The organism is Streptomyces sp. NPDC059679, from assembly GCF_042734105.1.
Lineage (GTDB): Bacteria > Actinomycetota > Actinomycetes > Streptomycetales > Streptomycetaceae > Streptomyces.
This window is the reverse complement of sequence record NZ_JBHWES010000011.1, coordinates 160,355-172,863: the sequence shown is the minus strand read 5'-3', so window position 1 is coordinate 172,863 and position 12,509 is coordinate 160,355. Positions and strand designations below refer to the sequence as shown.

The following is a 12,509-nucleotide window of genomic DNA, read 5'->3' as shown; positions in this document are numbered from 1 at the left end:
ATCGCCGAGCGCCCCCCGTATGCTGCCGGGGCGGAACGAACGAGGGAGACGGCATGAGGGTGGGCTGTATCGGGCTCGGGGACATCGCTCAGAAGGCATATCTGCCCGTGCTCATGGCCCGGCCCGGGCTCGAACCGCATCTGCTCACCCGCACCCCCGCCACCCTCCAGCGGGTCGGCGACGCCCACCGCGTCCCCGAGGCCCACCGCCACACCGACCTCGACGCACTCCTCGCGGCGGACCTCGACGCCGCCTTCGTCCACGCGCCCACGGCCGCGCACGCCGCCCTCGTCACCCGGCTCCTGGAGGCCGGGGTGCCGACGTATGTCGACAAGCCGCTCGCCTACGAGCTGGCCGACAGCGAGCGGCTGGCCGACCTCGCCGCAAGCCGCCGGGTCAGCCTGATGGTCGGTTTCAACCGGCGCTACGCGCCCGGCTACGCGCAGTGCCTGGACCATCCGCGCGATCTGATCCTGATGCAGAAGAACCGCGTCGGCCTCGCGGCGGATCCGCGCACTCTCGTCCTCGACGACTTCATCCATGTCGTCGACACCCTGCGCTTCCTCGCGCCCGGCCCGGTCGACCACATCGACGTACGCGCCCGGATCCGCGGCGGGCTGATGCACCATGTCGTCCTGCAGCTGTCGGGCGACGGGTTCACCGCGCTCGGCACCATGAACCGGATGAGCGGTTCCACCGAGGAGATCCTGGAGGTCTCCGGGGCCGACACCAAGCGGCAGGTCCTCAACCTCGCGGAGATCGTCGACCACAAGGGCCAGCCCAGTGTGCGCCGCCGCGGCGACTGGGTGTCGGTCGCCCGGCAGCGCGGTATCGAGCAGATCACCCTGGCCTTCCTCGACGCCGTGCGCTCGGGCACCCTGCTGACCGCCGAGGACGCGCTGCGCACCCACGAGCTGTGCGAGCGGGTCGTCAAGGACGCGCTGGAGAGCCAGAGTCCCGCCGGCGCCTGAGCGCGCCCGCGCCCTCCACCGCGCAGTAGGCGCCGAGCGCGGCCAGCGCCCCGTACACGGTCCACGGCCCGGACCGCACATACGGGCTGGTGCCCCGGGCCAGCGGCACCTCGTAGACCATGGCCGCACTGGTGTCGGTGCCCATCCGCCCGCCCACCGGCTCGCCCCGCGGCCCGAAGACCGCGCTCACCCCGGACAGGGTCGCGTGCACCATCGGCCGCCAGGTCTCCGCGGAGCGCAGCGCGGCCAGCGAGGCGTGCTGCGCGGGCGCCCAGCTGTGCTGGAACGTGGAGGTCGCCGACTGTACGACCAGCACCTGCGCCCCGTCCCGCGCCAGATTGCGGCTCATATCGGGGAACGCGGACTCGAAGCAGACCAGCGGCCCGATCCGCAGGCCCTCCGGCAGCCGCATCACGACCTGCTCCGTACCGCGCCTGCGGTCCTCGGGCGCCGCCTTGCCCACCGAGGTGGCCCAGCCCAGCACCGACCGGAACGGGATGTACTCGCCGAACGGCACCAGCCGCATCTTGTCGTACCGCTCACCGGTGGGGCCGTGCGGCCCTATCAGCACCGAGCTCTTGTAGATGCCCGGCCGGTCGCTGCGCCGCGCGTCCACGTTGACCAGCAGATCCGCGCCGACCCGCCGGGACAGCGCGGCCAGCCGCCGGCCCAGGTCCGGCCGCGCGGCCAGGTCCTGGCCGACGCTGCTCTCGCCCCAGACGACCAGGTCGAGATGGCGGCCGGCCAGCTGCCGGGTCAGCTGCTCGCCGCGGTCGAAGCGCGGTCCGGGGACATTGATCACGCCCGGCTGCACCACCGCGATCCGCGCCGTACCGGCGGACCTCGGCACCGGCGCCCAGCTCCACACCCCGGCGACCGCCGCGACACACGCCATGACCCCGGCCAGCGCCACCCGGCGCGTCCCGGGCACCGCGGCCAGCAGCGCCAGCGCGACATTCACCAGCACGATCAGAAAGCTGACCAGCCACACCCCGCCCACCGACGCCACCCGCAGCGCGGGCGGCACCTGCCACTGGCTCGCCCCCAGCAGCCCCCACGGCCCGCCCAGGTACTGCCAGGACCGTACGAGCTCGGCCATCAGCCACGCGGAGGGCAACAGCACCAGGGCCGCCGCCGCCCGGCCCGGGCCCGGCCGGCCGTGCAACAGCCTGCGCACCAGCCAGCCCCACGGCAGCCACAACAGCCCGAGCAGCGCCGCGAGCACCACGATGAACACATGCAGACTCGGCATCAGCCAGTGGTGCACCGCCAGCAGAAACCCCGCCCCGCCCAGCCAGCCGTCCAGGGCCGCCCGCCGGCCGGTGGGGGCCGAGCGGGCCAGCAGGATCCACGGCACCAGCGCCACGTACGCCAGCCACCACAGCGACGGCTCGGGAAACGTCAGCGCGGGCAGCGCCCCGGCCAGGGCCGCCGCGACGCCGCGGGTCCACGGGGAGGCGAGCCCGCGCCGCCGGCCCTGCCGCCGGCTCCGCCACCGGCCCCCGCGGCCGAACGACATCCGCACGCCGTCCCCCCTTCCTGACTTTGGCGTCCAGTGTGGGGGAGGGACACGATCGCGAACAGGGCGCGGGTGCGCCGGGGTGCGCCTCATGTCGGGGCCGGAAGGTCCTGCTCGGCCCAGATGAGCTTGCCGCCCTCGGTGTAGCGGGTGCCCCAGCGGCGGGTCAGCTGGGCGACGAGGAACAGGCCGCGGCCGCCCTCGTCGGTGGTACGGGCGTGGCGCAGCCGTGGTGAGGTGTTGCTGGCGTCGGCGACCTCACAGATCAGTACGTCGTGCCGGATCAGGCGCAGCCGGATCGGTCCCGTGCCGTGCCGGATGGCGTTGGTGACCAGCTCGCTGACGATCAGCTCCGAGGTCGTCGTCAGCTCGTCGAGACCCCACTCGGCGAGCTGGCGGGCCGTCAGGGAACGGGCGCTGGCGACCACGGCCGGGTCGGTGGGCAGGTCCCAGGAGGCGACATGACCGGGGCTCAGGGAGTGCGTACGGGCCAGGAGCAGTGCGACGTCGTCGGACGGCGGGCTGGTCAGCAGGGTGTCGACCACGGTGGAGCAGACGTCTTCCAGGGGCAGGCCGGGCTGGGCGAGCGCGTTGCTCAGACGGGCGAGGCCGACGTCGATGTCCTGGTCGCAGGTCTCGATGAGGCCGTCGGTGTACAAGGCGATCAGGCTGCCCTCCCGGAGCTCGAGTTCGGCCGACTCGAAGGGCAGCGACCCCAGGCCCAGCGGCGGCCCGGCGGGCAGGCTGGGGAAGGTGACCTCGCCGTCCGGGGCCACGAGGGCGGGCACCGGATGCCCGGCCCGGGCCATGGTGCACCGCCGGGTGACCGGGTCGTAGATCGCGTACAGGAAGGTGGCGCCGATGAGCGCGGCGGCGATGTCCTCCTCGCCCACCCGCTCCTCGCCGAGCCGGATGACCAGGTCGTCGAGGTGGGCCAGCAGCTCCTCCGGCGGCAGGTCCATGTCCGCGAGCGTGTGCACGGCGGTCCGCAGCCGGCCCATGCTGGCCGCGGCGTTGATGCCGTGCCCCACCACATCGCCGACCGCGAGGGCCACCCGCGCCCCGGACAGCGGGATCACATCGAACCAGTCGCCGCCCACGCCGTCGCGGACGGTCGGCAGATAGCGCGAGGCCACCTCCAGGACCGGGCTGCCGGGCAGGTTGTGCGGCATCAGGCTGCGCTGGAGGGCCAGGGCCGTGGTGTGCTCGCGGGTGTAGCGCCGGGCGTTGTCCACGCACAGCCCGGCGCGGGCGACCAACTCCTCGGCCAGGAGCAGGTCGTCCGCCTCGAACGGGTCCGGTTCGCGGGAGCGGACGAACGACGCCACGCCCAGGATGGTGCCGCGCGCTCGGATCGGCGTGACCATCAGGGAGCGCATCCCGAACTCGCGGACCTTCCGGGCCCGGGCCGGGTCCGGGGTGTCGCCGGTCCACGCGGTGACGGAGACGTCCATCGCCGGGTCCAGGAGGGCTTCGCCGGAGAAGAAGCAGGAGGCGAAGGGCGAGGTCGGAGAGATGGAGACGGGATCGCCGAGCGCGGCGATGGACTCGGGGGTGCCTTCATGGATGGATGCCTGCCCCGCCCGCCGGAACGCGGGCAGTGTGTGCTGCGACGGGGCCACAGGCTCCTCGCCGTGCAGCACCGACTCCAGCAGGTCGACGGTGACGAAGTCGGCCAGCCGTGGCACGGCGAACTCGGCCAGCTCCTGAGCGGTGCGCAGCACGTCCAGGGTGCTGCCGATCTTCGCGCTGGCCTCGTTGAGCAGCGCCAGCCGCTCGCGCGCCCGCCACCGGTCGGTCACGTCCATGCCCATGTAGCACACGCCCACCGGGTGGCCGTCGGCGTTGTCGAGCCGGAAGAACGAGGTCGAGTACGCGTGCTCACGGTACGGGTCGGCCATGGTCCAGCCCCGGTACTCGTAGTCGACGATCGGTTTGCCGGTCTCGAGCACCTGCCGCATCTGCGCTTCGAGTGCGCCCGTGTCCAGGCCGGGCAGGGACTCCGCCATCCGGCGGCCAAGACGCTGCTCCCGGGGCACCCCGCCGTAGCGCTCCAGCATGTCGTTCATCCACACGTACCGCAGATCCGGGCTGAGGACGGCCATGCCGATCGGTGAGCGGACCAGGAACGCCTCCAACAGCGATCCGCTCAGCGCCCAGGAGGGGATCTTCGACAGGTCGATCGCGGAGATCAGCCAGCACCCGCGCCCGCAGAAATCGGAGATCCCGGAGATCCCCGAGACCCGCACACCGGCCTCGACCCGGTGGCCGGACCGGTGCCCCAGCGTCACCAGACCGCCCCAGCTGCCCTGGTTGCGGCACTGGTCCGTGATGTTCCGCGCCTTCGCCGCGTCCTCGGGGCTGGCCAGCAGCATCGAGGCAGGCTTGTTCAGCACCTCGGCAGCCGGGTAGCCGAGGAGCCGCTCCGTGGCGGCGGTCCACCCGACAACGGTGCCCGCCGCGTCGACCACCGCGGTCGCCGCGTCGGCCATGTCGAACGGGACGTGCGCTTCGGTTGGAACGATTCCCTCGGGGCTGGTCATCGCCCGTCCCATCTGCGGAGATATTTCCCTTAATACTATGACTCCTGTGCCTCACCAGTGGTGAGGCGGGCCACGATCAGGGCGAGCAGGATGATGCCGCCGTAGATCGCCTGGATCCAGAAGGCCGACACCTGGGCGAGGGTGAGCAGGTTCTCCAGCATCCCCAGCAGCAGCGTGCCCAGCAGGGCGCCGAGCAGGGAGCCCCGGCCGCCCCGGAGGCTGATACCGCCGATCACGGCGGCCGCGAAGACGGTGAAGATCATGCCGCTGCCCTGGTTGGCGTCGACCGCGCCGACCCGTCCGGCGATGACCAGCCCCGCGACGGCCGACAGCGCCCCGCCGACCACCAGCACCGACCAGCCCACCCGCGCCACCCGGATGCCCGCCGCGCGGGCCGCCGGGGCGTTGCCGCCGACCGCGTACACCGCGCGGCCGAAGCGGTGGTAGCGCAGAGCGAACCCGGCCACGGCGAAGCACCCGGCGCTCACCCAGACGCACAGCGGCAGGCCCAGCCAGTTCTCGGAGCCCAGGGCGAAGAAGGCCGGCGGCGCGTCGAACAGCGTCCTGCCGGAGACCAGGCCGATCAGGACCCCGCGCAGCACGATGTTCATCGCGAGGGTGACGATGAAGCCGTTGAGCCCGAGCCCCACGATCAGGGCGGCGTTGACCGCGCCGATCAACGCCCCCGCCAGCGGAATGATCAGTAGCCCCAGCCAGGCGGGCCAGCCGGTGCCGAAGCCGCCCGAGGCGGCGGGGATGACGACCAGGAAGCCGAGCGCGGGCGCCAGGCCCGCGATGGACTCCAGGGACAGATCCATCCGGCCGCTGATCAGGATCATCGCCTCGGCGAGCACCAGCAGCCCGAGCGCCGAGGAGGCGCCCAGGATGTTGATCAGGTTCTCCCGCTCCAGGAACGTGTCATTGGTCAGCGCGCCGATCACCAGCAGCAGCACCACCGCGGGCAGCAGCGCGAGATCGCGGATCCGGAGCCGGGCTGCGCGGCGGACCGGACCGGCGGGGGAGGCGCCCGGGCCGGCGGGGGAGGAGGCGGCCGGGTCAGCCATCGCCGGCTGCCACCCCTTCGACGGCGGCGAGCAGTTCACCGTCCCGCCAGCCCGCCGGGTACTCGGCCGTGACCGCGCCGCTGAACATCACCAGCACGCGGTCGCAGACCCGCAGATCCTCCAGCTGGTCGGAGACCACCAGCACCGCGCGCCCCTCGGCCCTGGCCCGGATCGCCGCCGCGAGCAGAGCCCGCTTGGCCCCTACGTCCACCCCCGCCGTCGGGTCGATGAGCACCAGCACCCTGGGGTCGATGGCCAGGGCGCGGGCCAGGACCACCTTCTGCTGGTTGCCGCCGGACAGCTCGCTCAGCGGCTGGGCCGGCCCCTCGGTGCCGATGCCGAGATCCGCGATCGCCCGCCGGGCGACGGCGTCCCGCGCTTTGGGGGCGATCAGGCCCAGCGGTCCGAGCCGTCCGCTGATCGGCATGGTGATGTTCTCGGCCACCGACAGCAGCGGCACAAGACCCTCGTGGTGCCGGTCGCGCGGCAGACAGCCGACCCCGGCGGCCAGCGCCGCGGGGACGCTGCCGGTGCGCAGCGGACGGTCGAAGATCCAGGCGCGGCCCCCGGAGGTGCGGTGCAGTCCGGCCAGCGCCGCCCCGAGCTGATGGCTGCCGGAGCCGGCAAGCCCGGCCAGGCCCACCACCTCACCGGCCGCGACGGCGAGGCTGACATCGTGGAAGTCCGGGCTGCTCAGATGCTCCAGGCGTACGGCGGCGGGGGCGGACGCGGGTCCGGCCGCGCCGAAGGGGCGCGCCGGCGGTGCGGTGTGCGGCGGGACCGGCAGACCGCCGCGCTCGCCGGTCATCGCCTCGATCAGCTTCCCCGGGGGCATCGCGCCGACCGGAGCGGTGACGATCCGGCGGGCGTCGCGCAGAACGGTGACGGCCTGGCAGACCTCGTACACCTCCCGCAGATGGTGGGAGATGTAGAGGAAGGTGACCCCGGCCTCCTGGAGCCGCCGCATATGGGCGAAGAGCCGGTCCGTCGCCCGGGAGTCGAGCTGGGCCGTCGGCTCGTCCAGGACGATGAAGCGGGTGCCGCGCGAGAGCGCCCGCGCGATCTCCACCAGCTTGGTGTCCTCGACGCTCAGCCCGCCGGCCCGGACCGTCTCGTCCACCGGTACGCCCCACTCGTCCAGCAGCGCGCGGGCCTGCCGCCGCATCCGCCGCCGGCTGATCACCCGGGCACGCGGGGTGACCGGCTGGCGGCCCAGGAACAGGTTCTCCGCCACCGACAGCTCGTCGATGGTCGTCGACCGCTGGTAGACGCAGGCCACCCGGCGGCGCCAGGCCGCCCGGTCGGCGAGGGCGGGCGCGGGCCCGCCGTCGTACCGCACCGTGCCGCGCTCCGGCCGGGTCAGCCCGGTGAGGACCGACACCAGCGTCGACTTGCCCGCCCCGTTGCGGCCGACCAGGGCGTGCGACTCACCGGCCTCGACGGTGATCCCGGCGTCCAGCAGGGCCACCGTGGGCCCGTACCGCTGGGTGACCCCGATGGCCTCGACGAGCGGGGGACGGGCTCCGGTCATCGGCGGTTGCCCCACAGCGCCGGGTCGTTGACGTTGCGCCGGGTCACCAGCGGTGCGGGGAGCTGGTCCTGGAGGATGCCCCCGGGCAGCTCGACGATGGTGCTGCCGTGGTCCGTACGGCCGGGGTGGAAGGTCTTCCCGGCCATCGCCCGCTTGATGTAGTACATGGCGTACTTGGCGTAGAGATCGACCGGCTGGGAGACGGTCGCGTCGATGAGGCCCTTGCGGATCGCGGTCAGCTCCTGCGGGATGCCGTCGTTGGAGACGATCGTGATGTGCCGGGGGCTGCCCGCCCGGACCAGCGCGTTATGGCGCTGGAGGGTCCGCAGAGTGGGCGCCAGATACACCCCTCCGGACTGCATATAGATGCCCTTGATGCCGGGGTTCGCGGTGTACAGCGCCTCCAGGCCGGCCGCGGCCTTGTCCGCCTGCCAACCGGCCGGGATGTTCAGCACCTTGATCGCCGGGTAGTGCCGCGCCATGCACCCGGAGAAGGAGGAGGAGCGGTCCCGGCCGTTGACCGAGGCCAGGTCGCCCTGGATCTGCACCACCTTGCCCGTCTTCACGGCCCGGCCCAGGACCTGGCAGGCCTTACGGCCGTACGCGCGGTTGTCGGCCCTGACCACCATCGCCACCTTCCCCGTCCGCGGGGCCACGTCGACCGCGACCACCGGGACATGTGCGCGCTGCGCGGCCCGCAGGCCCGGGGCGATGGCAGCGGAGTCGATGGGCGAGACGACCAGACCCTTGACGCCCTCGGACAGCAGGTTCTCGATATCGGTGATCTGCTTGCCCGAGTCGCTGTTGGAGTTCACGGTGGGGAGCGCCCGGACGCCCTGCTTGGCGGCCTGCTGCGGGATGTCGTGGTTGTAGGCCTGCCAGAACGGCGAGGTGAGGAACGGAACGACCACGCCGACCCGGCCGCCCGCCGGGTGGCCGCCACAGCCCGTGGCGACCGGCCCCAGGGCCAGGGCGAGAACCACGACGGCGGCGCGCCCCCTCATGCCAGCCCTCATACTGCCCTCTCCCGCTCAGCCTTGCCGCGCTCCAACGCGCGGGCTTCCTTCGTCACTGCTCGCTCCTTCGTCGCTGCGCGGCTCCTCAGTCCAGCCCGCGCAGCGCGCCAAGGCACGCTCATGCTGGTCCCTGCGCCCGCTCGGCGAGCCAGACGGCGCCGTAGGGATAGGAGTACGCGTGCAGTGAGGCGGGCCGCAGGGTGGAGCTGAACCCGGGGACGGAGGGGGCCGTGTACCGCCCCCGGGCGACCACCGCGGGATCGGTGAAGTGCTCGTGCAAATGGTCGACGTACTCGACCGTCCGGTCCTCGAGCGTTCCACTGACCGCCACATAGTCGAACATGGCCAGGTGTCGCACCAGCTCGCAGAGCCCGACGCCCCCCGCGTGCGGGCACACCGGGACCCCGAACTGGGCGGCGAGCAGCAGGATCGCCAGATGCTCCGGGATCCCCGCGACCCGGCAGGCGTCCAGCTGGAGAATGTCGAGGGCCTGGGCCTGCAGCAGCTGTTTGAAGACCACCCGGTTGGCGGTGTGCTCACCCGCCGCAACCTTCACAGGTGCAACGGCACGGCGGATCGCGGCGAGCCCCAGGATCTCGTCGGGGGAGGTGGGTTCCTCGATCCAGTACGGGTCGAACCCGGCCAGCGCGCGGGTCCACTCGACCGCCTCGCCCAGCTCCCACCGCTGATTTGCGTCCAGGGCGATCCGGATGGCCGGGCCGACCGCCTCGCGGGCGATCCGGCAGCGCCGGATGTCGTCCTCCAGGTCGGCGCCGACCTTCAGCTTGATCTGGGTGAAGCCGTCGGTGGCGGCCTGGCGGGCGGCCGAGGCGAGGTGGGTGTCGGAGTAGCCGAGCCAGCCGGGGGAGGCGGCGTAGGCCGGATAGCCCTCGGCCCGCAGCCGGGCCTCGCGCTCGGCCTTGCCGGGCTCCGCGCGGCGCAGGATCAGCAGCGCCTCGTCGGGGGTCAGCGCGTCCGCGAGGTAGCGGAAGTCCACGAGGGTCACCAGCTCCTCGGGGGTGAGGTCGGCCAGCAGCTTCCACAGCGGCTTTCCGGCCCGCTTGGCGTGCAGGTCCCACAGGGCGTTCATGACGGCGCCGATCGCCATGTGGGCGACGCCCTTGTCCGGGCCGAGCCAGCGCAGCTGGCTGTCGCCGGCCAGTGCGCGGTAGCGGTCGGCGAGACCGGTGAGGGTTCCGTCGAGCTCCGCCCCGGTCAGGTGCGGGCGGAGGGCGTCGATGGCCGCGACCGCCACCTCGTTGCCCCGGCCGATGGTGAAGCAGAAGCCGTGGCCCTCCAGGCCGTCCGGGGCGTCCGTGCGGATGGTCACATAGGCGGCCGAGTAGTCGGGGTCGGGGTGCATGGCGTCCGAGCCGTCGAGCCGCCGCGAGGTGGGGAAGCGGACGTCGTATGTGTCGACGGCCGTGATACGTGCCCTGGTCAGCTGCTTCATGCCTGATCACGCACCCGTCGTTCGTGCCCTCGGCCGGAGCCTCGCATGCATGCAAAGAAACTCCACATAGAGCATAAACCGGGCAAAAGCCCCACTCTATGCAGTCGGGCGCTCTTTGTTGCGGAACTATTGACAACGCTTCTATGGCCAGCTGAGTATCTGCCCGTGAACTTGTCAGACAGCCAGACAGGCGGATCAGTCCCGTCCGTCCCTCGCCGCGTCAGCGCCATGGAGGCCGTGCTCACGTACCTCCGCCACGCCATTGAGCAGGGCGAATACGCGGTGGGCGACAAGCTGCCGTCCGAGGCGGAACTCTGCCGCCGACTGGAGGTGAGCCGACCGGTGCTCCGGGAGGCGCTGCGGGCCCTGCAGACGATGGGGCTCACCGCGTCGCGCACCGGGAAGGGTACCTTCGTCATCTCCAGCGGCCCCGTGGAGGACCCCACCTTCGGCGACTACACGGCCAGTGACCTGCTCGAAGTGCGTCGGCACGTCGAGCTCCCGGTCGCCGGGTACGCGGCCGTACGCCGCTCCGCCGAGGACCTGGACCACCTGGCCCATCTGCTGGAGCGGATGGAGCGGGAGACCGACACCACCGCATGGGTGGCGATGGACACACTTTTCCATCTGACCATTGCCCAAGCGGCCCGGAACCCGGTATTCCGCAAGGTGATAGAGGAGATCCGCGACGCCCTGGCACGGCAGTCCGCGTTCCTCAATGAACTCGGCGACCGGCGCGAGCAGGCGAACCGAGAACACCGGGCGATTGTCGAGGCGCTGTCCGACGGCTCGGAACCCGATGCGGTGGCGGCGATGGCCCATCACCTCCAGCGCGTCGAATCAACCCTCAGCACCATCGTGCGGCGCGGCTCCGAGAGCGACAGCGGCACGGCAAGACCCAAGGAAGGCGGACAACAGGAGTGAGCGAGCGGTCCCTCCGGCAGGAAGAACGCCGTCAGCACCAGACCGAGAAGTCGCCCGCGCATATCGACGCGGGCGACGCCGGGTACAGCAAGTCCCTCAAGGCCCGGCACGTCAACATGATCGCCATCGGTGGCGCCATCGGCACCGGGCTCTTCCTCGGAGCCGGAGGGCGGCTCAACAACGCCGGACCCTCCCTTTTCATCGCCTACGCCGTCTGCGGCGTCTTCGCCTTCCTGGTGGTGCGGGCCCTGGGCGAGCTCGTCCTGCACCGCCCCTCCTCGGGCGCCTTCGTCTCGTACGCCCGTGAGTTCCTCGGCGAGAAGGGTGCCTTCGTCGCCGGCTGGATGTACTTCCTGAACTGGGCCACCACCGGGATCGCCGACATCACGGCCGTGGCGACCTACACCCACTACTGGGGCATGTTCACCGATGTCCCGCAGTGGGTGATCGCCCTGATCGCGCTCGCCGTCGTGCTGGCGATCAACCTCATCTCGGTCAAGATGTTCGGCGAGATGGAGTTCTGGTTCGCGATCATCAAGGTCGGCGCGCTCACCCTCTTCATGGCGATCGGCATCTTCCTGCTGGTCACCCGCCATCCGATCGACGACCACACCCCCGGCCCCGGGCTGATCTTCGACAACGGCGGCGTCTTCCCGCACGGCGTGCTGCCGATGCTGCTGGTCATCCAGGGCGTCATCTTCGCCTACGCCTCGGTCGAGCTCGTCGGTGTGGCGGCGGGGGAGACCGAGAACCCCGAGAAGATCTTGCCCAGGGCGATCAACTCCATCATGTGGCGCGTCGCCCTCTTCTACGTCGGCTCCGTGGTGCTGCTCTCCATGCTGCTGCCGTTCACCTCGTACTCGGGCGACGAGAGCCCCTTTGTGACGGTGCTGTCCAACATCGGCGTGCCCTCGGCGGGCGGGGTGATGAACCTCGTCGTGCTCACCGCCGCCATGTCCAGCCTCAACTCCGGGCTCTACTCCACCGGCCGCATCCTGCGCTCGATGGCGATGTCCGGCTCCGCGCCCAAGTTCACCGGCGTGATGAGCCGCACCCACGTCCCCTACGGCGGGATCCTGCTCACCGCCTTCTTCTGTGTGCTGGGCGTGGGTCTGAACTATGTGGTGCCGAGCAAGGCCTTCGAGATCGTGCTGAACTTCGCGGCGATCGGCATCCTCTCCACGTGGGCCATGATCATGCTGTGCCACCTGCTCTTCTGGCGCAAGGCCCAGGCCGGGCTGGTCAGCCGCCCCGGCTACCGGCTCCCCGGCTCGCCCTACACCGAGATCGTCACCATCGGCTTCCTCGCCTCCGTCCTGGTCCTGATGTGGGCCGACGGCGGGCCCAGCCGGCTGACCGTCATGGCGCTCCCCGCGATCGTGGTGGCGCTGGTCCTCGGCTGGTTCGCCGTACGCGGCCGGGTGAGCGGACGGCGATGACCGCTCCCGAACACCCCGACAGCACCCCTACCACCACTTTGAGCACTCC

General features: G+C 71.8%; 9 protein-coding genes. 3 read left to right on the top strand and 6 right to left on the bottom strand.

Features of this window, described 5'->3' with window-relative positions; translation table 11 throughout:
• Positions 1-53: 53 nt before the first annotated feature.
• Complete coding sequence (locus ACFV2X_RS15605) at positions 54-971, top strand: Gfo/Idh/MocA family protein (protein WP_385616369.1); 918 nt, start codon at positions 54-56, stop codon at positions 969-971.
• Here ACFV2X_RS15605 and lnt read toward each other — a convergent pair.
• The 6 genes from lnt to ACFV2X_RS15575 all read right to left on the bottom strand — a co-directional run bounded on the left by lnt (position 931) and on the right by ACFV2X_RS15575 (position 10,097).
• Positions 931-2,490, bottom strand: coding sequence for an apolipoprotein N-acyltransferase (gene lnt, locus ACFV2X_RS15600; RefSeq protein WP_385616463.1), 1,560 nt, complete (start codon positions 2,488-2,490; stop codon positions 931-933). The genes ACFV2X_RS15605 and lnt overlap by 41 nt on opposite strands.
• Positions 2,491-2,579: 89 nt before the next feature.
• A complete protein-coding gene (locus ACFV2X_RS15595) occupies positions 2,580-5,033 on the bottom strand; it encodes a SpoIIE family protein phosphatase (RefSeq protein ID WP_385616367.1) in 2,454 nt (817 codons plus the stop codon).
• Positions 5,034-5,068: 35 nt separating this feature from the next.
• Complete coding sequence (locus ACFV2X_RS15590; RefSeq protein ID WP_385616365.1) at positions 5,069-6,097, bottom strand: ABC transporter permease; 1,029 nt, start codon at positions 6,095-6,097, stop codon at positions 5,069-5,071.
• Positions 6,090-7,628 carry a sugar ABC transporter ATP-binding protein gene (locus tag ACFV2X_RS15585; RefSeq protein ID WP_385616363.1) on the bottom strand — a complete coding sequence of 513 codons (1,539 nt, stop codon included), beginning with the start codon at positions 7,626-7,628 and terminating at the stop codon, positions 6,090-6,092. The genes ACFV2X_RS15590 and ACFV2X_RS15585 overlap by 8 nt, the downstream gene beginning before the upstream one ends.
• Positions 7,625-8,632 (bottom strand): sugar ABC transporter substrate-binding protein, encoded by a 1,008-nt coding sequence (locus tag ACFV2X_RS15580; protein ID WP_385616361.1) that lies wholly within the window; start codon positions 8,630-8,632, stop codon positions 7,625-7,627. The genes ACFV2X_RS15585 and ACFV2X_RS15580 overlap by 4 nt, the downstream gene beginning before the upstream one ends.
• Before the next feature lie 130 nt (positions 8,633-8,762).
• On the bottom strand, positions 8,763-10,097 hold the full coding sequence (locus ACFV2X_RS15575) for an enolase C-terminal domain-like protein (protein WP_385616359.1): 1,335 nt from the start codon (positions 10,095-10,097) through the stop codon (positions 8,763-8,765).
• Positions 10,098-10,262: 165 nt separating this feature from the next.
• On the opposite strand from ACFV2X_RS15575, the gene ACFV2X_RS15570 reads away from it, so the two are divergent.
• The gene (locus ACFV2X_RS15570) at positions 10,263-11,021 is read left to right on the top strand and encodes a FadR/GntR family transcriptional regulator (protein ID WP_385616357.1); all 759 of its coding nucleotides are present in this window, start codon (positions 10,263-10,265) and stop codon (positions 11,019-11,021) included.
• Complete coding sequence (locus ACFV2X_RS15565; protein WP_385616355.1) at positions 11,018-12,460, top strand: amino acid permease; 1,443 nt, start codon at positions 11,018-11,020, stop codon at positions 12,458-12,460. Before ACFV2X_RS15570 ends, ACFV2X_RS15565 begins: the two co-directional genes overlap by 4 nt.
• Positions 12,461-12,509 lie beyond the last annotated feature (49 nt).